The 18,736-nt window shown below is 66.2% G+C and carries 20 protein-coding genes; 16 read left to right on the forward strand and 4 right to left on the reverse strand.

Going from position 1 to position 18,736, the window contains the following annotated elements:
* Window positions 1-130: 130 nt before the first annotated feature.
* Genes D5S08_RS02790 through D5S08_RS02800 form a run of 3 tightly spaced genes read left to right on the forward strand, consistent with a single transcriptional unit; the run spans window position 131 to window position 2,164 of the window.
* Window positions 131-1,150, forward strand: coding sequence for an LLM class flavin-dependent oxidoreductase (locus D5S08_RS02790; RefSeq protein WP_121115249.1), 1,020 nt, complete (start codon window positions 131-133; stop codon window positions 1,148-1,150).
* Between the two features lie 58 nt (window positions 1,151-1,208).
* Entirely contained in the window at window positions 1,209-1,415 is a 207-nt protein-coding gene (locus D5S08_RS02795) for a hypothetical protein (protein WP_121115250.1), read from the forward strand.
* Window positions 1,412-2,164 carry a hypothetical protein gene (locus D5S08_RS02800; RefSeq protein ID WP_121115253.1) on the forward strand — a complete coding sequence of 251 codons (753 nt, stop codon included), beginning with the start codon at window positions 1,412-1,414 and terminating at the stop codon, window positions 2,162-2,164. The genes D5S08_RS02795 and D5S08_RS02800 overlap by 4 nt, the downstream gene beginning before the upstream one ends.
* A gap of 6 nt (window positions 2,165-2,170) precedes the next feature.
* On the opposite strand, the gene D5S08_RS02805 is transcribed toward D5S08_RS02800, so the two are convergent.
* Window positions 2,171-3,511: an MFS transporter gene (locus D5S08_RS02805; protein ID WP_121115255.1), complete on the reverse strand. Its 1,341-nt coding sequence runs from the start codon at window positions 3,509-3,511 to the stop codon at window positions 2,171-2,173.
* A gap of 190 nt (window positions 3,512-3,701) precedes the next feature.
* Between D5S08_RS02805 and cyoA the strand changes: the two genes are divergently transcribed.
* Genes cyoA through D5S08_RS02850 form a run of 9 tightly spaced genes read left to right on the forward strand, consistent with a single transcriptional unit; the run spans window position 3,702 to window position 12,315 of the window.
* Window positions 3,702-4,874, forward strand: coding sequence for a ubiquinol oxidase subunit II (cyoA, locus tag D5S08_RS02810; RefSeq protein ID WP_121115257.1), 1,173 nt, complete (start codon window positions 3,702-3,704; stop codon window positions 4,872-4,874).
* Window positions 4,875-4,892: 18 nt separating this feature from the next.
* A complete protein-coding gene (locus D5S08_RS02815) occupies window positions 4,893-5,153 on the forward strand; it encodes a hypothetical protein (RefSeq protein ID WP_121115259.1) in 261 nt (86 codons plus the stop codon).
* Complete coding sequence (gene cyoB, locus D5S08_RS02820) at window positions 5,150-7,183, forward strand: cytochrome o ubiquinol oxidase subunit I (protein WP_121115261.1); 2,034 nt, start codon at window positions 5,150-5,152, stop codon at window positions 7,181-7,183. The genes D5S08_RS02815 and cyoB overlap by 4 nt, the downstream gene beginning before the upstream one ends.
* Before the next feature lie 5 nt (window positions 7,184-7,188).
* Window positions 7,189-7,851 carry a cytochrome o ubiquinol oxidase subunit III gene (gene cyoC / locus D5S08_RS02825; protein ID WP_121115492.1) on the forward strand — a complete coding sequence of 221 codons (663 nt, stop codon included), beginning with the start codon at window positions 7,189-7,191 and terminating at the stop codon, window positions 7,849-7,851.
* The gene (gene cyoD / locus D5S08_RS17435) at window positions 7,848-8,336 is read left to right on the forward strand and encodes a cytochrome o ubiquinol oxidase subunit IV (protein WP_121115263.1); all 489 of its coding nucleotides are present in this window, start codon (window positions 7,848-7,850) and stop codon (window positions 8,334-8,336) included. The genes cyoC and cyoD overlap by 4 nt, the downstream gene beginning before the upstream one ends.
* Window positions 8,337-8,354: 18 nt before the next feature.
* On the forward strand, window positions 8,355-9,095 hold the full coding sequence (locus tag D5S08_RS02835; protein WP_121115265.1) for an SURF1 family protein: 741 nt from the start codon (window positions 8,355-8,357) through the stop codon (window positions 9,093-9,095).
* A gap of 18 nt (window positions 9,096-9,113) precedes the next feature.
* Window positions 9,114-10,448, forward strand: coding sequence for an ATP-binding protein (locus D5S08_RS02840; RefSeq protein ID WP_241557175.1), 1,335 nt, complete (start codon window positions 9,114-9,116; stop codon window positions 10,446-10,448).
* On the forward strand, window positions 10,441-11,010 hold the full coding sequence (locus D5S08_RS02845; protein ID WP_121115268.1) for a response regulator transcription factor: 570 nt from the start codon (window positions 10,441-10,443) through the stop codon (window positions 11,008-11,010). The genes D5S08_RS02840 and D5S08_RS02845 overlap by 8 nt, the downstream gene beginning before the upstream one ends.
* Before the next feature lie 42 nt (window positions 11,011-11,052).
* Window positions 11,053-12,315 carry a spinster family MFS transporter gene (locus D5S08_RS02850; RefSeq protein ID WP_121115270.1) on the forward strand — a complete coding sequence of 421 codons (1,263 nt, stop codon included), beginning with the start codon at window positions 11,053-11,055 and terminating at the stop codon, window positions 12,313-12,315.
* Here the strand turns inward: D5S08_RS02850 and D5S08_RS02855 are convergent.
* Window positions 12,312-12,671, reverse strand: a complete 360-nt coding sequence (locus tag D5S08_RS02855) for a UrcA family protein (RefSeq protein ID WP_121115272.1) — start codon at window positions 12,669-12,671, stop codon at window positions 12,312-12,314. The genes D5S08_RS02850 and D5S08_RS02855 overlap by 4 nt on opposite strands.
* Window positions 12,672-12,815: 144 nt before the next feature.
* Window positions 12,816-13,526 (reverse strand): SDR family NAD(P)-dependent oxidoreductase, encoded by a 711-nt coding sequence (locus tag D5S08_RS02860; RefSeq protein WP_121115274.1) that lies wholly within the window; start codon window positions 13,524-13,526, stop codon window positions 12,816-12,818.
* Window positions 13,527-13,657: 131 nt separating this feature from the next.
* Between D5S08_RS02860 and D5S08_RS02865 the strand changes: the two genes are divergently transcribed.
* Complete coding sequence (locus D5S08_RS02865) at window positions 13,658-14,062, forward strand: DUF6491 family protein (RefSeq protein ID WP_126665478.1); 405 nt, start codon at window positions 13,658-13,660, stop codon at window positions 14,060-14,062.
* A 12-nt stretch (window positions 14,063-14,074) separates the two neighbouring features.
* Here the strand turns inward: D5S08_RS02865 and D5S08_RS02870 are convergent, their stop codons facing one another.
* The gene (locus D5S08_RS02870) at window positions 14,075-15,505 is read right to left on the reverse strand and encodes an AMP nucleosidase (protein WP_121115278.1); all 1,431 of its coding nucleotides are present in this window, start codon (window positions 15,503-15,505) and stop codon (window positions 14,075-14,077) included.
* A gap of 434 nt (window positions 15,506-15,939) precedes the next feature.
* Between D5S08_RS02870 and D5S08_RS02875 the strand changes: the two genes are divergently transcribed.
* The 3 genes from D5S08_RS02875 (at window position 15,940) to D5S08_RS02885 (ending at window position 18,246) form a co-directional block, all read left to right on the forward strand.
* Entirely contained in the window at window positions 15,940-16,542 is a 603-nt protein-coding gene (locus tag D5S08_RS02875; RefSeq protein ID WP_162301906.1) for a helix-turn-helix transcriptional regulator, read from the forward strand.
* A 250-nt stretch (window positions 16,543-16,792) separates the two neighbouring features.
* On the forward strand, window positions 16,793-17,200 hold the full coding sequence (locus D5S08_RS02880) for a curli assembly protein CsgF (RefSeq protein WP_241557176.1): 408 nt from the start codon (window positions 16,793-16,795) through the stop codon (window positions 17,198-17,200).
* Window positions 17,201-17,214: 14 nt separating this feature from the next.
* A complete protein-coding gene (locus D5S08_RS02885) occupies window positions 17,215-18,246 on the forward strand; it encodes a CsgG/HfaB family protein (protein WP_121115282.1) in 1,032 nt (343 codons plus the stop codon).
* Window positions 18,247-18,736: the final 490 nt, after the last annotated feature.

The following is an 18,736-nucleotide window of genomic DNA, read 5'->3' on the forward strand; positions in this document are numbered from 1 at the left end:
CACAAGAGGAAGGTGTCTCACGAGACTAAAACAGTGCGGCCAGCGGCGGTAACATCCGTGTCCCTTCTTGCGCGAAGGCCGGCCGATGCCTTGATGGTGGACACACATCACCCGGACGGACCCATTCGCCATGCGCAAGAATATCGGCTTCCTCAGTTTCGGTCACTGGTCGCCCCACGGCCAGTCGCACACCCGCTCCGCACAGGACGTGCTGCTGCAATCGATCGACCTGGCCGTGGCGGCGGAGGAGCTGGGCGTGGATGGCGCCTATTACCGGGTGCACCATTTCGCCCGCCAGCTCGCCAGTCCGTTCCCGCTGCTGGCCGCGGTGGGCGCGCGGACCAGCCGGATCGAGATCGGCACGGGTGTGATCGACATGCGGTACGAGAACCCGTTCTACATGGTGGAGGATGCCAGCGCGGCGGACCTGATCAGCGGTGGCCGGCTGCAGCTCGGCATCAGCCGGGGATCGCCCGAGCAGGTGATCGAGGGATGGCGCCACTTCGGCTATGCTCCGCAGCCGGGCGAAAGCGATGGCGACATGGGCCGGCGCCACGGCGCGCAGTTCTTCGACCTGCTGAAGGGCGAGGGTTTTGCGGAACCGAACCCCCGCCCGATGTTCCCCAACCCGCCGGGCAGGCTGCGGCTGGAGCCGACCTCCACCGGGCTGCGTGACCGCATCTGGTGGGGCAGCGCCAGCAATGCGACCGCCGTCTGGGCGGGCGAAATGGGCATGAACCTGCAGAGCAGCACGTTGAAGGAAGACGAGAGCGGCGAGCCGTTTCACGTGCAGCAGGCACGGCAGATCAGGCTGTACCGCGAGGCGTGGGCCGCAGCCGGGCATACGCGCAAGCCTCGCGTATCGGTCAGCCGTTCGATCTTCGCCATCACCGATGATAGCGACCGGGCCTATTTCGGGCGCAGCGGCGACCAGGACCAGGTCGGCATCATCGACAATATGCGCGCGGTGTTCGGCCGCAGCTACGCCGCGGAGCCGGACCGGCTGGTGGAGCAGTTGCGCGCGGACGAGGCGATCGCCGAGGCCGACACGCTGCTGCTGACAGTGCCCAACCAGCTGGGCGTCGACTACAACGCGCATGTGCTGGAGAACATCGTCCGGCATGTGGCGCCGGCGCTGGGCTGGCGCTGAGCGGGTGATTGCAAGACCGGCGCTCCGGACCTAGATTGAGCGGGTTCTGGAGCGCCGCATGCAAGTCAATTCCGATCAGTCCCTGGAACGCGCCGGTGCGATCCACCGGCATTTCGGCAGCTGGAATGCTGTCCGGAAAGCGGTGCGGGAGAACGGCTGGTCCTGGGTGTTGGATAATGCGGGGGTTCCCGAGCCGGAACCTGACGAACGCCAGACCTATACCGGGCGGGTGTCGGTGGTGATGCGGCAGCCCGAGAACCCATGAGCTTCAGCTACGCGCTGTTCCTGGTCCTGCTGTTGCTGGCGCCAGGCTTCAGCGTGTGGGCCGGCCTGAGATTGGCCGAGTATAACGAGCTTGTCTCGCAGGCGCCGGAGCGGCCGAACTCCACCTTTTCCCTGCTGACAATCGTCTTCGGTGCGGTGGCGGGGCATTTCATCATGTCGACCCTGCTGGCCGCGCAGGAGACTTTCTGCCGGCTTGTCACGACCTGCCTCCACGTCCGGTTCGATCCGAACATCTATCGTGTGATCGTGGTGGGCGAACAGGCGAAGGCTGGCAGCAACAGCTTCGCCGACCTACCCGGCTGGTCCGTACCGTACTGGCTGCTGAGCCTGCTGCTGCCTGCCGTCATGACAGGTGTGATCGCCTTCCGTCTTGGCTCACGGCAACAGGTGCGTCGCCTGCGGGAGCGATCCGTACTTGGCTGGTTTCAACCGTGGATCGCGCAGGCCCGATCGGCGGATCAGTTCGTGGTCGCCTATGTGGTGACCAGCATGGCGCATGACGGAGGCTATGTCGCGTATGAAGGCGTGCTGGCGAACGTTGCGCTGGACGATAACCGCGCAATTGCCATGATCGTGCTCGACAATTGCGACCGCTTCCTGGTCAAGATCACGGAGGATGGCGTCAAGCGCGTCGACGCCCCCACCTCCATCGGGCTGATCCAGCTGGATGCACGCAATTGCCTGAACATCGCGCTGGAGCTGTTCGGAGACCCCAGCGCGATATCCTGACGGCCATTATTCGATGTTCTTGCCCAGCTCACGGTTGATCCACAGCGCCACCAGCGTGCACACGGCACCCGAGAGCAGATAGGCGCCCGCGGCGATCAGCCCGAAGCGGGACGACAGCCACAGCGCCGCCAGCGGGGCAAAGCCCGCGCCGAACAACCAGGCGAAGTCCGACGTCAGTGCCGATGCGGTGTAGCGGTGCCGCTGCGCGAAGCGCTGCGACAGCGCGCCGGAGGACTGGCCGAAGGCGATGCCCAGGATGACGAAGCCGACCATCATGAACACGATCTCCCCATTCTCGCCCGCATCCAGCAGCTGCGGGGCGAAGAAGGAGAATACCGCGATCAGCGCCGCAGTGATGCCCAGCAGCGTGCGGCGGCCGAACCGGTCGGCCAGCAGCCCCGATGCAATCACCGCCAGCACGCCCACGCCGCCCGCGATCGCCTCGATCACCAGGAAGCGGACCGGGCTTTCTTCCGTGTAGAGGAACACCCAGGACAGCGGGTAGACGGTGACCATGTGGAACAGCGCGAAGCTGGCGAGCGGGGCGAAGGCGCCGGCGGCGATCACCTTCCACTCGCTGCGGATGGTGTCGAGGATCGGGGCGGGCTGCAGCTCCCGCTTTTCGAACAGGGTGGAATATTCCGGCGTCACCACGATCCGCAGGCGCGCGAACAGCGCCACCACGTTGATGGCGAAGGCCACGAAGAAGGGGTAGCGCCAGCCCCAGGCCAGGAAATCCTGTGCCGGCAGCACGCTGACCAGGAACACGAACAGCAGGCTGGCCACGATCAGGCCGATCGGCGCGCCCAGCTGCGGGATCATCGCCCACCAGCCGCGCCGGCCTTCCGGCGCGTTGACCGCCAGCAGCGATGCCAGCCCATCCCAGGTTCCGCCCAGGGCGAAGCCCTGCCCCATGCGGAACAGTGCCAGCAGGACGGCAGACCAGGTGCCGATCGATTCGTAGCCCGGCAGGAAGGCGATCACCACGGTGGAGACGCCCAGCAGGAACAGCGCCGCGATCAGCTTGGCGCCCCGCCCCTTGCGCTGGTCGACCCAGGTGAACACGATGGTGCCCACCGGCCGCGCCAGGAAGGCGAGCGCGAAGATGCCGAAGGACCACAGCGTGCCCTGCAGCGGATCCATGTACGGGAACATCAGGCGCGGGAACACCAGCACCGACGCGATCGCATAGACGAAGAAGTCGAAGAATTCGGACGTGCGACCGATGATCACGCCAACGGCGATCTCCCCCGGCTCGATCCGGTGACCCTTCTGTTCGCCTCTGTCGGAGTTGGCGACGCGGGCATCGCGTTCTGCCTCTGTGCTCGGCAGCGTTCCGGCGGCCATGATGATCCCTCTTGTTCCTGCAGCTGCTTGGACCGCCCGCCTTTACCCGGCAAGCGCCAGGATGCAATCGGCATTGCTGCACTGCGACAGCCAGCGGATTAATGATGCCGTTTGCCCGCCACATCGCGCGGTGCCGATTGGACAAATTGCCCTATGTGCAATGCAACATCATCGGTGTAGGCGGCCAGATATGCCTACGAATCCGAACGCTGGCCGCCTGATCCGTCGCGCCCTGCCCGTGCTTGCCACCCTGCCCCTGCTGGCCGGTTGTGGCGAGCTGATCGTGCTTGACCCTGCGGGCGACATCGCCCGGCAGCAGGGCAATCTGGTGGTCATATCCACTCTGCTGATGCTGCTGATCGTGGCACCGGTGATGGCCGCAACCGCCTGGTTCGCGTGGAAGTACCGCGCCGCCAACACGGACGCGAAATACGCGCCCGACTGGGACCATTCGACTCAGCTGGAGCTGCTGATCTGGGCAGCGCCGCTGATGATCATCATCTGCCTGGGCGCATTGACCTGGGTCAGCACCCATCTGCTCGATCCTTACCGCCCGCTCACCTCCGGCGGCGCGGAATCGCCGCTCGGGCCCGGGCAGGAATTGCAGGCCCCGCTCGAGGTGCAGGTGGTGGCGCTCGACTGGAAGTGGCTGTTCATCTACCCCGAACAGGGCATCGCCACGGTGAACGAGTTCGTCGCGCCGGTGGACCGGCCGATCAGCTTCCGCATCTCCGGCTCCTCCGTGATGAACAGCTTCTACATCCCGGCGCTGGCGGGGCAGATCTACGCCATGCCCGGCATGGAGACGAAGCTGCATGCGGAGTTCGACCAGACCGGCTCCTTCTTCGGCCTGTCCGCCAACTATTCGGGCGCGGGCTTCTCCAACATGCAGTTCGGCGCGCACAGCATGTCCGCGGGCGATTTCGACCGCTGGGTGCAGAAGGTTCGCAGCAGCCCGGGCGAGCTGACCCGCGACGCCTATCTGCTGCTGGAGCGCCCGAGCGAGAAGGTGCCGCCGATGCACTTCTCCGCCGTGGAACCGCAGCTGTTCGACCTGGTGGTCAACATGTGCGTGGAAGAAGACAAGATGTGCGCGCACGAGATGATGGCCATCGACGAACGTGGCGGCCTGGGCCTCGCCGGCATCCACAATGTCCGCCGGCTGGCTTACGACAAGCATGCCGGTCGCGGCAGCGCTGGCCCGGACAGCATGCTGCTGGCCGATGGCTCGCGCTACGTCCAGGCGACCTGCCTGGCGCAGCTCGACCCCGTGAAGGGCGGCCTGCTCGATCCCGTCAATGTCGCGCCGCTGACCGGCGCCGGCCTGTCGCGGCCGGCCTCGCTCGCCGCCGCGCTCCTGTAATCCTGGGAACACCGCACCATGGACAAGCAATCACCCCCCAGCTCGCGCAAGCTCGGCCGCACCGCCGTGATCGTCGTGGCGCTGCTGGCCGCAATGGGCGCCATCGTCTTCGTCGGCATGAACATCTGGCATGCGACGGAAGTGGCGGAGGACGAGGCGACCGGCCAGACCCGCAACACCGAGCATACGCCGCCCAACTTCGTCGACCGTAACGACGTGCCCGAACATGATCCGGGCGTTCCCGCAGACCTGACACAGAGCGACCAGCCGCAGCCATGACTCCCCATCCCGCACCCGAAGTCGGCCCGATCCTCGGCCGCCTGTCGCTCGAGGCCATCCCGCTGCACGAGCCGATCCTGGTCGCGACCTTCGGCGCCGTGGCCGTGGGCGGCCTGGCGATGCTGGCGCTGCTGACCAAGTTCCGCCTGTGGGGCTATCTGTGGAACGAGTGGTTCACCAGCGTGGACCACAAGAAGATCGGCATCATGTACATGGTGCTGGGCCTGGTCATGTTCCTGCGTGGCTTCGCCGATGCCATCATGATGCGCATCCAGCAGGCGATCGCCTTTGGCGGGTCCGAAGGTTATCTGAACGCGCACCACTACGACCAGGTGTTCACCGCCCATGGCGTGATCATGATCTTCTTCGTGGCGATGCCCTTCGTCACCGGCCTGATGAACTACGTCGTGCCGCTGCAGATCGGCGCGCGCGACGTCAGCTTCCCGTTCCTGAACAATTTCAGCTTCTGGATGACCACCGCCGGCGCCGTGCTGGTGATGGCGAGCCTGTTCATCGGCGAGTTCGCGCAGACCGGCTGGCTGGCCTATCCGCCGCTGTCCGGCATCGCCTACAGCCCCAATGTCGGCGTCGACTACTACCTGTGGTCGCTGCAGGTCGCGGGTGTCGGCACGACCTTGTCGGGCATCAACCTGATCGTGACGATCCTGAAGCTGCGCGCGCCCGGCATGGGCCTGATGAAGATGCCGATCTTCACCTGGACAAGCCTGTGCACCAACATCCTGATCGTGGCGTCCTTCCCCGTGCTGACCGCCGTGCTGACGCTGCTGACGCTGGACCGCTATGTCGGGACCAACTTCTTCACGAACGATTTCGGCGGCAGCGCCATGATGTACGTGAACCTGATCTGGATCTGGGGCCACCCGGAGGTCTACATCCTGATCCTGCCGCTGTTCGGCGTGTTCAGCGAAGTGACCAGCACGTTCAGCGGCAAGCGCCTGTTCGGCTATACCTCCATGGTCTACGCCACGATCGTCATCATGATCCTGAGCTACCTGGTGTGGCTGCACCACTTCTTCACCATGGGTAGCGGTGCGTCGGTGAACAGCTTCTTCGGCATCACCACCATGATCATCTCGATCCCGACGGGTGCCAAGCTCTTCAACTGGCTGTTCACCATGTATCGCGGCCGCATCCGGTACGAACTGCCGATGATGTGGACGGTCGCCTTCATGCTGACCTTCACCGTGGGCGGCATGACGGGCGTGCTGCTGGCGGTGCCGCCGGCGGACTTCGTGCTGCACAACTCGCTGTTCCTGATTGCTCATTTCCACAATGTGATCATCGGGGGCGTGCTGTTCGGCCTGTTCGCGGCGATCAACTTCTGGTGGCCCAAGGCGTTCGGCTTCAAGCTGAACACCTTCTGGGGCAAGGTCAGCTTCTGGTGCTGGGTGCCCGGCTTCTGGGTCGCGTTCACCCCGCTCTATGTCATGGGCCTGATGGGCGTGACCCGCCGGATGCGCGTGTTCGACGATCCCGACCTGCAGATCTGGTTCGTGATCGCGGCCATCGGCGCGGTGATGATCGCGGCCGGCATCGGCGCCATGCTGGTGCAGTTCGCCGTCAGCATCTGGAAGCGGGAGGAGCTGCGCGACGAGAGCGGCGATCCGTGGAACGGCCGCACCCTGGAATGGGCGACCAGCAGCCCGCCGCCGGAGTACAACTTTGCCTTCACCCCGATGATCCATGACCTGGATGCGTGGCATGACATGAAGAACCGCCACCACGACCGGCCGATCACCGGCTATCGCGACATCCACATGCCGCGCAGCACGGGCACGGGCGTGATCCTGGCCGGGATCAGCCTGGTGATGGGCTTCGCGCTGGTGTGGCACATCTGGTGGCTGGCAGCCCTCAGCTTCGTGTCGCTGATCGGCTACGCGATCTACCACACCTTCAATTACGACCGCGATTTCCACATCCCTGCCGCTCGGGTGGCAGAGGTGGAGGAAGCCCGCTCGCGCCAGCTCGATGCGTTGCGCGCAGCGGAGCCGCAGGCGGCAGGAGCATGAGTGCGATGACCACCTCCGACTGGGCGATCGAAGTGCCCGATGCTCCCCACACCGAAGAGGTGGATGGCCAGCCCATCCGCTTCTACGATGTGGAAGAGCATGCCCATCCGGAAGGCTACAGCACCATGCTGGGCTTCTGGATCTACCTGATGAGCGACTGCCTGATCTTCGCGATCCTGTTCGCCACCTATGGCGTGCTGGGGGGCAATTACGCCGCCGGGCCGGGGCCGCAGGACCTGTTCGAGCTGCCGCTGATCGCGCTGAACACGGCCATGCTGCTGTTCTCGTCCATCACCTATGGCTTTGCCATGCTGTCGATGCAGGCGAACAGACTGCGCGCGACGCAGGGCTGGCTGGCCGTGACCGGCCTGTTCGGCCTCGCCTTCCTGGGCATCGAACTGTACGAATTCCAGCACCTGATCCACATCGGTGCGGGCCCGCAGCGCAGCGCGTTCCTGTCGTCCTTCTTCACACTGGTCGGCACGCACGGCCTGCACGTGACCTTTGGCCTGGTCTGGCTGGTCACCCTGATCGTGCAGCTGAACAAGCGGGGCCTGATCCCCGCCAACCAGCGGCGCGTCGCGTGCCTCAGCATGTTCTGGCACTTCCTGGATGTCGTGTGGATCGGCGTCTTCACCGTTGTCTATCTGATGGGGATGCTGCGATGAGCGGTCACGACCAGACCACCGCCGACCCGGGTACTGCCGACCTGTCGCATCCGGATCTCAAGCCGAGCGGGACGCTGCAGGCAACGCAGCCGACCGGGCACGAGGCAGGCCATGGCGCCCATCACGGCGGGCAGCATGACGGCCATGCCGTGGCGGAACTGCCGCATGCCACCATGCGCGACTATGTGATCGGCTTCGTGGCGTCCGTCATCCTGACCGCCATCCCGTTCTGGCTGGTGATGACCGGCACCTTCTCCGCCGCCGCGACCGCCGCGATCATCACGGTCTTCGCGGTGGTGCAGATCGTGGTGCACATGATCTTCTTCCTGCACATGAATTCCAAGGCGGAGGGCGGCTGGTCGCTGTCCACGCTGGTGTTCACCATTATCGTGGTGGTGATCATGCTGTCGGGGTCGCTGTGGGTCATGAGCCATCTGCACAGCAACATGATGCCGCAGGCGCACGAACTCTCGCAGATCCCATGACCAGGCACGGGGCCGGGCATGATTGACCGTCCCCCTTCCCCTCCGCCGGCGCCCGCCCGGCGGGGCGGCCGGTGGGTGCTGGCAGGAATCGCGATCGTGCTGGCGGCGACCTGCATCGCCCTTGCCATCTGGCAGGTCCAGCGACGCGAATGGAAGCACCAGCTGATCGACGCCGTGGAGACCCGCGCCACCGCTGCGCCGGTCCCCGCCCCCGGTCCGGATCGCTGGCCCGCCATCACCGAAGCCGATGATGTCTATCGCCGGGTCACCGCGACCGGCACTTTCCGCCATGATCGTGAAACTCTGGTCCAGGCCGTGACGGATCTGGGCGGCGGGTTCTGGGTGATGACCCCGCTGGTCACCGATCAGGGCTTCACCGTGCTGATCAATCGGGGCTTCGTACCGCGCGAACGCCGCGCCTCCGCCACCCGCGCCGCGGGGGATGTTGCGGGACCGGTCACCGTAACGGGTCTGTTGCGCGTCACCGAGCCGGATGGCGGCTTCCTGCGCAGCAACGATCCCGCGGGCGGGCGCTGGTTCTCCCGCGATGTGGCGGGGATAGCGCGCACCAACGGGCTGGCGCGGACGGCACCATACTTCATCGACGCGGACGGCGCGGCCAATCCGGGCGGCTACCCCGTGGGTGGCCTGACCGTGCTGCACTTCCCCGACAATCACCTGCCCTATGCGCTGACCTGGGCCGCGCTGGCGGCATTGTGCCTGTTCGCCGCATGGCGGGTGTTGCGCCTGCCACGCTGATCGGGCCACATGCGCCCCATGGCCGTGCCCGCTGTCCCGACCGAGATCCTGCCAGCCGATGCACCGGCCGATGCCGGCCGCCGCAACCTGCTGCTGCTGATCCAGCTGCGCTGGTTCGCGGTCGGGGGGCAGCTGATCACGATCGAGGTCGTCCGACATGCCATGGGGATCACCCTGCCGCTGGTGCCGCTGCTGTCGGCCGTGCTGTTGCTGGTGGCGGTCAACCTGCTCAGCCTGCCGCTGCTGCGCCGCCGGCGGGATGTCACCAATCGCGAGCTGACACTGGCAATGATGCTGGATGTGGCGGTGCTGGCCTGGCAGCTGCATTTCACCGGCGGCATCGCCAATCCCTTCGCACCTCTGTTCCTGCTACAGGTGGTGCTCGGTGCGATCCTGCTGTCGCAACGCGCCGCCTGGGCGCTGGCCGCGGCGGCGCTGGCCGCGCTGCTGGCGCAATCGTTGTGGACGCAGCCCCTGGGACTGCCGGCACCCTATGCTGCCGATCCGCTGCAGCTCTATCTGCAGGGCAGCTTCGTCTGCTTCGCTTTGATCGCGGTGCTGCTGCTGGTCTTCGTAACCCGCACCGCCCGCAACTTGGCGGAGCGGGATGCGGCGCTGGCGCAGGTGCGGCAGCGCGCGGCGGAGGATGATCACATCGTGCGGATGGGCCTGCTCGCATCGGGTGCTGCGCATGAACTGGGCACGCCGCTGGCTTCGCTGTCCGTGCTGATCGGCGACTGGCGCGGCCTGCCGCAATTGGCGGCAGAGGAGGATCTGCAGGAGGACCTGGCCGACATGGAGGCAGCGGTACAACGCTGCAAGACGATCGTCAGCTCCATCCTGATGGCCGCGGGCGAGGCGCGCGGCACCGCGACGGAATTCACCAGCGTGCGCGCCTTCCTGCAGGCGATCGTCGCCGAATGGCGCAGCAATGCCACCGGGCGGATGCCGGCCGAGCTGGCCTTTGCCGACCATTTCGGGGAACCGGATGTGCCCATCATCGCCGACCCGGCATTGCGGCAGGTGATCGGCAATGCGATCGACAATGCGGTGGAGGTCTCCCCCCACTGGATCGGCCTTACCGCCCTGCGGGTGCGCGGCTGCCTGGTGCTGGAGGTGTCCGACCGCGGGCCGGGTTTCGATCCGGCGATGCTGGAATCCTTCGGCCGCCCCTATCATTCGACCAAGGGGCGCGCCGGGGGCGGCGTGGGCCTGTTCCTGCTGGTCAACGTGCTGCGCAAGATGGGTGGCGCCGCCAGCGCCCGCAACAATCCGGAAGGCGGCGCCACCGTGCGGATGGAGATCCCGCTGGCCGCCCTCGCCCTCGACGCGCATGGTGATCCGGATGAATGATGACCTTCAGCCCCCGCCCGCCGGCGGAGCCGCAACGCCGCCGCTGCTGCTGATCGTGGAGGACGACGCCGCGTTCGCGCGCACGCTGCGCCGGTCGTTCGAACGGCGCGGCTATCACGTGATCGCGACCGACAGCCATGACGGCATGGTCGAACTGCTGGCCGGGCACCGGCCGGACTATGCGGTGATCGACCTGAAGCTGGGCGGCGCGTCCGGTCTGGCCTGCGTGCAGACGCTGCGCGCTGCCCTGGCCGACGTCCGGATCGTGGTGCTGACCGGCTTCGCCAGCATCGCCACCGCGGTGGAAGCCATCAAGCTCGGCGCCTCGCACTACCTGGCCAAGCCGGCCAACACCGATGATATCGAACGCGCCTTCGGTCTGACGGCCGGCAATCCCGACGCGCCGGTGGATGGGCGGCAGTCGAGCATCAAGACTTTGGAATGGGAGCACATCCACCAGACGCTGGCGGAGGTGGACTTCAACATATCGGAAGCGGCGCGAAGGCTGGGGATGCATCGCCGTACCCTGGCCCGCAAGCTGGAGAAGCGCCCCTTGCGCTGAGGCGCGCTTGCCCCTGCCGGCGATAGCGGCAATGGGGCGGCGATGAAGCAAGGCACCGCCACCGCCCGGCCCACCGTCGTCCTGACCATGCTGCTGCTGGTCTATATCTGCAACTTCGTCGACCGGCAGATCCTGGCCATCCTCGCCGCACCGATCCAGCGTGATCTGGCCCTGAGCGATGGGGAGATGGGCCTGCTGGGCGGAGTCGCCTTTGCCCTGCTCTACGCCACCTGCGGCGTGCCGCTCTCCACCCTGGCCGACCGGACCGGGCGCGCTCGAGTGATCGGCTGGTCGCTGGTGGTCTGGAGCGCCTGCACCGCTTTGTGCGCGGCGGCGCAGGGCTTCTGGCACATCTTCCTGGCGCGGCTGGGCGTAGGCGTGGGGGAGGCCGGCGGCGTCGCGCCGTCCTACGCCCTGATCGGCGAGTACTTCCCCTCCGACCGGCGGGCCCGCGCGCTGGCCATCTATTCGCTCGGCATCCCGATCGGTTCGGGCGCGGGCGTGCTGGCGGGTGGCACGATTGCCGCGCTGGTCGACTGGCGGCTGGCCTTCGTGGTGGTGGGTGCCTTTGGCCTGATCCTGGCACCGATCTTTGCGCTACTGGTGCGGGACCGCCAAAGCGTGGATCGCACCCCGGCCGCGCCCTTGCGCCGCACGGCCGCCCTGCTGATGCGGCGGCGTTCGTTCTGGCTGCTGTCGCTGGCGCAGGCGCTGGCATCGATGGCCGGTTATGGCATCGTGTTCTGGCTACCTTCCGTGCTGCAGCGCAGCTTCGGGCTGGACCTGATCGGCTCCGCGCAGTTCTTTGCCGGGCTGCTGCTGTTGGGCGGAATTGCCGGGGTGCTGGGCGGCGGCTGGCTGGGCGATCGGCTGGGGCGCAAGGATCGCGCCTGGCATGCCTGGCTGCCGGGTGTCGCTTTCCTGCTGAGCGCACCCCTGTTTGCCGCCGGCATCGTCAGCGGCGACTGGCGGGCGGCATTCGTGCTGTTCCTGGTGCCGCAGGCGCTCAGCTATTTCTGGATGGGGCCGGTCCTGTCGGCCGTGCAGCATCTGGTGGCGTCGGCGGAGCGGTCGATGGCGAGCGCGCTGTTCCTGCTGATCAACAATCTGCTGGGGCTGGCAGGCGGCACCTGGGCGCTGGGCGCGCTGGCCGATCATCTGCGACCGCTGCATGGCGACGATGCGCTGCGCCATGCCATGCTGTGGTCGCTGCTGTTCTACCTCGCCGCCGGCCTGCTGCTTCTGGCGGGGGGCCGCTGGCTACGGCAGGACTGGGTCCCGGAGCCAGCGGCGACCGATCCCTAGATTGCCTCTCCAGCAGCTGCGACGGCCGCGGTGGCGGCGTAGCCGCGGGCGTCCAGCTGTGCCAGCGCGCCAGAACGTGCCTTGTCGAAGCAGTTCAGCGCGGATGGCGTGGTGTTCAGCACCGATCCCCGCTGCATGTCGCAGACCTCGTAGGCAGCCTGCTTCACCCGCAGCGCAAGGGCGCGCTGGTCATAGGGTGAGGCGAGGTTGAGGTCAGAGACCTTCACTGCGATCGATCGGGTGTCTTCGCGCTGCTGCGAGACGACCATCTGATCGCCGGCAAGAGCCGGCGAAGCGAGGGCGCCGAGCGCGACGAGGCCCGTCAGCATGGCGCGGGCGGTGAAAAGCGGCATCATTCTCTCCTGCAGAAGCCACCGTCGTCATTGTTCGCGGCGGTTGGTCTTACCTGCTTATAATTGTGGCAGCGTGCCTAATCAATACGCAGTGCATCAATTCGTCGCTGCGCTGCAGCGCTGCGCGTGTCGGTTGCGGCATTCTTGCTAGAAGGAGACTTCCTTGCCTTCGAAGTCGAACAGCTTGCCGCTGTCGATCACCTTCAGTTCCTCGATCACGTCGAGCAGCTGCATGGCGGCACGCTCGGCGGTAAACAGTCGGCCGGGCTGCACATTGCCCTGGAAAGGCCGGGACAGCGCGGTATCGACGGTGCCCGGATGGAGCGCGACGACGATGGAGCGGTCATTACGGCGACGCTCCTCTATCGCAAGATTGCGGATCATCATGTTGAGCGCCGCCTTCGATGCGCGATAGCCATGCCATCCGCCCAGCCGGTTGTCGCTGATCGACCCGACCCGGGCGGACAAGGCGGCGAACACGGCGCGCCCGCTTTTCGGCATGATCGGAAGGAAGTGCTTGGCCACCAGCGCAGGACCGATCGCGTTCACGGCGTAGGTCTGCGCGAGCCAGCTCGGATCCAGATCCCGCAGCGCCTTTTCCGGCCCGCTATCCCCTGAGTGCAGCAGACCGGTCGCGACGATCACCAGCGTCGGGGGCGGCCCCGCACTGACATGGGCGGCGGCAGCGACGATGCTCGCCTCGTTAACCAGATCCAGATGCTGCACCCCGCTGCGTGATCTGGCGAAGCCATGAACGATGCGGAAGGTGCCTTCCTCCACAAGTGCCAATTCCAGCGCACCGCCTATGCCGCCGGAAGCCCCGATCACGACCGCAGATGTATCGCTTGCCCCGCTCATGCGAGCGCCCCGGCTGTCGTGCTTGGCATCGCGTTCCTTGTACGTGTTAAAGAGATCAGAACGAAAATCGCCGGCAACGGTTCGGGTGGCACGGCAGCGTCGTGTCGGGTGTACAGCAAGGTGGAGTTTCCGTGCGCAAATTCATGTTCTTCGCCGCCGCCTTCACCTGCTTGTCAGCCTGCGCCGCACAGGATGCACGCACCTCGACTGGAAGCGCGGCCGGCCCGGCGGACCAGTGCTTCTTCGCCTCCCAGGTCGGTGGCTTCACCGCTGGCGGTCCGGACCGGGCGCTGGTGCGGATCGGCTTCCGAGCCGGATACGAGCTTACCCTTTCACCCGGCTGCCCGAACGTCGACTATGCGACCGACATCGGCATCGTGTCACGGGGCGGCAGCCGCATCTGTACGGGCCGGCCTGCCGAACTGGTCGTCCCCCGCCCCAGCGGAAGCGGAGCCCAGCGCTGTCTCGTCAGCAACATCCGCAAGCTGTCCGATCAGGAGATGGCCACCGCCTGGGGCCGCCAGCCCGCCGATTGACGTCGCCGGAGGTCAGCGGAACGGCGGTTCGTCGAAGGCGCGCAGCTTGCGGCTGTGCAGCCGCCCGCCGACCTCCCGCAACTGCGCCACCGTCTCGATGCCGATGGCGATATGCTCGCGAATGGCGCGTTGGTAGAACCGGTTGGCCTGGCCCGGCAGCTTGATCTCCCCATGCAGCGGCTTGTCCGATACGCATAGCAAGGTGCCGTGCGGCACGCGAAACCGCTGCCCCTGGGTGGCGATGGTTGCGGATTCCATGTCCACCGCCACCGCGCGCGACTGATTGAAGCGCAGCGCATATTCGGCGTAGCGCAGTTCCCAATTGCGATCGTCGGTGGTGACCACCGTGCCCGTGCGCAGCCGGTCCCGCACTGTCGCCGCGTCTTCCCCCGTCACGATCTCCGTCGCGCGATGCAGCGCCTGCTGGACCTCGGCGATGGGGGGCACCGGGATCTCCGGTGCCAGCACCGCGTCCAGCACGTGATCGTCCCGCAGATAGGCATGAGCCAGGACGTAATCGCCGATCAGCTGGCTGGCGCGCAGGCCCCCGCAATGGCCGATCATGATCCACGCTTCCGGCCGCAACACGGCCAGATGATCGGTCAGCGTCTTCGCATTGGACGGCCCGACACCGATATTGACCAGCGTGATGCCTTCCCCACCGGGCGCGATCAGGTGATAGGCCGGCATCTGGTGCCGACGCCAGGCATCATCCGCCACCTCGTCCTCCGGCGGGCCGCCGCGTTCGTAATAGGCACCGCCGGCGGCGCTGAAGGCGGTGAAGCGGCTGTCCTCGCGCAACTGCTCCGCCGCCCAGCTGGCGAAGGCATCGACGTAGCGATGATAATTGGTGAACAGCACATAGCGCTGGAAATGCTCCGGCGGGGTGCCGGTATAGTGGTTCAGCCGCGCCAGGCTGAAATCCGTGCGCAAGGCATCGAAATGGGCGAGCGGCCGGAACCCGTCTCCGCGCCAGCTGCCGTCGGAGATCCGGTCCCCGACCAGCGCCAGCTCCGTCGTGGGCAGGATCGCGGCCAGATCGGCCGGGGGCACATCCTGCATGTCCAGACCGTCGATCGCGTAGGGGAACGGGATCTCCGCCGTGGACTGGCCCACCTCGATCTCGATCACATGGTCGCGCTCGACCGCGGCCAGCTGCTCCACCAGATAGCGGCGGAAAAGCGCAGGCCGGGTGATGGAGATGCGATATTCGCCGGGCGTCAGGAACTTGCGGTCGGCCCGCCGCGTGCCCTGTCCGCCGCGAGAGCCGATGACGCGCACACGCAATTCAGGATAGGTGAAGGCCCCCGCTGCCCGGCGCTCCGCCGCCGGGGCGCTGCCATCATGCACGAACGCGGTCACCGCCCCGCGCAATTCACTCAGCGCACGCTGGTATCGCTGTTCCAGCAGGTCCACGATCGCGTGCGCAGTCTCACCAGCCATAGTCTCTCTCCATCTCGCCTCTTGGTCCAAGGCCGGCAGATTTACAATGCAGCCCTGCGCCGTTGCCGGCCAATGGCGAACTTCCGAACCCGGGGCGCAGTGGCCGGTGATCCCTGCCCGCGTGCGGCAATCCAGTGCTATCCCCGTCGCGCCATGACAATGCAGTTCGAGGGCGTCGCAGTATAGTGACCGTTTCTGTCGTCCTGCCCCGGCAACTCTGCATGCATGAACAGAATCGCGGCATCATTCCGGCCGAACAGGGCCGGCGGCGACTTGCAGCACGTCGTTACCCAAATTGGGGCATGCGCAATCGCCTTGGCGCTGGCAATCCTGCGGCACGGCCGCGATGATGGCCGCCAAGAAAACAAGAGGATGCAAGAAACGGAATGCCAGACAGCAGGGGGCTGCCGTCTTCCGACCGGGATTCTGGGCAGATGATCGGGGCCGACAGCGATCAGGCCCACCGTTCGCCGGGACTCGCCGATGCGTTCGCGATGGACGTGCTGCGACGGTACGACGTGCCGGTGGTCGTGATCGGGGAAGGTAACGAGGTCCGCTGGACGAGCGACGGGGCCGAACGCCGGTTGTGCGCGCCATCGCCGGTATTCCTCCAGGCCGGGCGGTTGTGTTTCGATGATCAGCACTGGCGCGGCGGCATTGCCCGGCTGCGCACGCGGCTGGAAGGGACGGACCGCAGCCAGGTCCTGCTGGGCGATCCATCGGGATCGAGCTGGGTGATCATCACGGGATGGACCCGGCAACTGGCGGAGGAGCGGGTGCTGATCACCACCTATCGCCTGGCGCATCCGTCGCGGCGGGCCGCGCAGAGCGGGCTGGCAGAGCAGTTCCGGCTGACTCCGGCGCAATGCGCGGTGCTTGACCTGTTCGCTCACATGCTGCCACCCCGCGATATCGCGGAAGCGCTGGGCCTGACGGTGCACACGGTGCGCAGCCACTTCAAGACGATCCATGCCAAGATGGGCGTTCGATCCAGCATGCAGCTGCTGCAGCTCGTTCGGGCCTTCTGCGATGCTTGACGGGGAAAAGTGCCACATTCCGGGACATGTTCGCGATGAACCGTTCTTAACCATCGACGTACCCAAGTTGCGGGTAGTCACCAGCGAAACCGATCAATAACATGGCATTAACAAAGTAACGGCGGTCCACAGCAAGGGTCGCCGGATGGGGACGTCGAAAATACTGGCCTGGAGCCTGGCAGAAATGCCGTGACGACTTGGGGGATACCTGATGTTTCGTGTTACGTTGCCTCACGCCGTGAAAGCGGTGATGATGGCACTTGCCCTTTCGGCAACAGTTCCGCCTGCTTTGGCGCAGGACATGGTCTACGAGCCGGTCGATCCGAGCTTCGGCGGTAACGCATTCAACTCCGCCCACTTGCTGGGCATCGCGAATTCGCAAAACGACTACCGCGATCCGGCTGCCTCCACCTCCTCCACCGGGTCGCAGGCGGACATCTTCGCGCGTCAGCTGCAATCACGATTGCTGTCGTCATTGTCCGGGCAGATCGTGTCAGCGATCTTCGGCGAAAACCCGCAGGAACAGGGCACGATCAGCTTCGGCGGGCAGACCATCAACTTCGTGCGGGGCCTGACCGAAGTCACGCTGACGATCACCAATGACGAAACGGGCGAGATTACCGAAATCATCGTGCCGACCTTCGTGGACGTCAACTGACCGGACGGCTGGCGATGAACCTTTTCAACCTTGTGGCCGTGGCGCGCACCCTTCCCCTGGTGCTGGCGCTGGGCGCCTGCTCCACGGTGGGTGAGGACGGGCGGACGCTGTTCCCTGAGACGCGACCCGATGCCTACACCCCGGAACGGACCCAGGCGGGACGCATGCTGCGGCAATTGCCGCCTCCCAGCCGGCCGGTCGCGGTGGCGGTGTATGGTTTTGTCGACCAGACGGGTCAGTTCAAGCCGAGCGAGGTGGGCTCCAACCTGTCGCGCGCGGTCAGCCAGGGCGGCGGGTCGATCCTGGTAAAGGCGCTGCAGGATGCAGGGCAGCGCCAGTGGTTCACCGTGGTGGAACGCGAATCGCTGCGCAATCTGCTGAACGAACGGCAGATCATCCGCGAAATGCGCGAACGCTATCTGGGGGAACAGGGCGTCAATGCGCAGGCGCTGCCCTCCCTGCTGTTCGCCGGCGTGCTGCTGGAAGGCGGCGTGGTCGGATATGACACGAACACCGTCACCGGTGGCGCGGGCGCGGCCTTCCTGGGCATCGGTGGCAGCACCGAATATCGGCAGGATACGGTGACGGTCTATCTGCGGGCGGTATCGGTTCGGACGGGCGAGGTGCTGAGTTCGGTCACCGCGTCCAAGACCATCGCCAGCCGATCCGTGGGCGCGAATGCCTTCCGGTACGTGGCCTACAAGGAATTGCTGCAGGCGGAGGTCGGCTACACCACCAACGAGCCCGACCAGATGGCACTGCAGCAGGCGATCGAACGCGCCGTGTACTCGCTGGTGCTGGAAGGGGTCGAGCTGAAGCTGTGGGACTTTGCCGATCCGCGCAGCGGCGCGGCGCTGCTGGACCAGTTCCAGCGCGAACGCGACGGCGAGGTGGACGAGGCGCAGATGACGGCTGCGCTGAACGCCCTGCCGCCGATGGAACCGCAGCGGATCGCGCGCCCTGTGGTGGTCGCCGCCGACCAGGTGGCGGGCGGGCCACGGCAGAACATGCGCACGCCCTCTTACCCAGGAGGCGGCGCGCGCTGATCTGAATCACGAGTTTCGATCGCCGGATGGCGACCGCAGGCCGCGTGGCTGGTGCCGGACCAGCCGCCGCAAGGGCCACCATCTCCGGCAGCACCCTGGGTGAAGTTGCAGCTTCGCCAAGGGGGCGGAAACGAATGGCGCGCCGGAGTTGCAGCTCCGACGCGCCGGGTGACTGAAGTTGTGTCCACAACCACGTCTGCCCTGCGCCAAGGCGCCGGACAGGCATGGTTATGAAATTCCTGAAGGGGTTTTACAACCGTGATCGATCAACGCGCTGTCGCACGAAAGGCTGCATTCACCGGCCGGCCGCGCGCATCATCGGGCGCAAACCCCTTTCGGCACCGAAATCGCAGGCCGGGCACGATGCCCCGCCCGCGATCCATCAACATGAAGCCCGGATAACGGGCCGAAGCCTTCGGCAATCCGTGCGGATGGTCCGCACGGGGCCGGCGGGCCGCATACCATCAACAGATAGTTCACAGGGGTTTGT

The organism is Croceibacterium ferulae (assembly GCF_003660445.1).
In the GTDB taxonomy this organism is placed as follows: domain Bacteria; phylum Pseudomonadota; class Alphaproteobacteria; order Sphingomonadales; family Sphingomonadaceae; genus Croceibacterium; species Croceibacterium ferulae.

Coding starts and splice junctions, on each gene's coding strand:
- D5S08_RS02790 (WP_121115249.1), top strand. CDS start 131: ATGCGCAAGAATATCGGCTTCCTCAGTTTCGGTCACTGGTCGCCCCAC.
- D5S08_RS02795 (WP_121115250.1), top strand. CDS start 1,209: ATGCAAGTCAATTCCGATCAGTCCCTGGAACGCGCCGGTGCGATCCAC.
- D5S08_RS02800 (WP_121115253.1), top strand. CDS start 1,412: ATGAGCTTCAGCTACGCGCTGTTCCTGGTCCTGCTGTTGCTGGCGCCA.
- D5S08_RS02805 (WP_121115255.1), bottom strand. CDS start 3,511: ATGGCCGCCGGAACGCTGCCGAGCACAGAGGCAGAACGCGATGCCCGC.
- cyoA (WP_121115257.1), top strand. CDS start 3,702: ATGCCTACGAATCCGAACGCTGGCCGCCTGATCCGTCGCGCCCTGCCC.
- D5S08_RS02815 (WP_121115259.1), top strand. CDS start 4,893: ATGGACAAGCAATCACCCCCCAGCTCGCGCAAGCTCGGCCGCACCGCC.
- cyoB (WP_121115261.1), top strand. CDS start 5,150: ATGACTCCCCATCCCGCACCCGAAGTCGGCCCGATCCTCGGCCGCCTG.
- cyoC (WP_121115492.1), top strand. CDS start 7,189: ATGACCACCTCCGACTGGGCGATCGAAGTGCCCGATGCTCCCCACACC.
- cyoD (WP_121115263.1), top strand. CDS start 7,848: ATGAGCGGTCACGACCAGACCACCGCCGACCCGGGTACTGCCGACCTG.
- D5S08_RS02835 (WP_121115265.1), top strand. CDS start 8,355: ATGATTGACCGTCCCCCTTCCCCTCCGCCGGCGCCCGCCCGGCGGGGC.
- D5S08_RS02840 (WP_241557175.1), top strand. CDS start 9,114: ATGGCCGTGCCCGCTGTCCCGACCGAGATCCTGCCAGCCGATGCACCG.
- D5S08_RS02845 (WP_121115268.1), top strand. CDS start 10,441: ATGAATGATGACCTTCAGCCCCCGCCCGCCGGCGGAGCCGCAACGCCG.
- D5S08_RS02850 (WP_121115270.1), top strand. CDS start 11,053: ATGAAGCAAGGCACCGCCACCGCCCGGCCCACCGTCGTCCTGACCATG.
- D5S08_RS02855 (WP_121115272.1), bottom strand. CDS start 12,671: ATGATGCCGCTTTTCACCGCCCGCGCCATGCTGACGGGCCTCGTCGCG.
- D5S08_RS02860 (WP_121115274.1), bottom strand. CDS start 13,526: ATGAGCGGGGCAAGCGATACATCTGCGGTCGTGATCGGGGCTTCCGGC.
- D5S08_RS02870 (WP_121115278.1), bottom strand. CDS start 15,505: ATGGCTGGTGAGACTGCGCACGCGATCGTGGACCTGCTGGAACAGCGA.
- D5S08_RS02875 (WP_162301906.1), top strand. CDS start 15,940: ATGATCGGGGCCGACAGCGATCAGGCCCACCGTTCGCCGGGACTCGCC.
- D5S08_RS02880 (WP_241557176.1), top strand. CDS start 16,793: ATGATGGCACTTGCCCTTTCGGCAACAGTTCCGCCTGCTTTGGCGCAG.
- D5S08_RS02885 (WP_121115282.1), top strand. CDS start 17,215: ATGAACCTTTTCAACCTTGTGGCCGTGGCGCGCACCCTTCCCCTGGTG.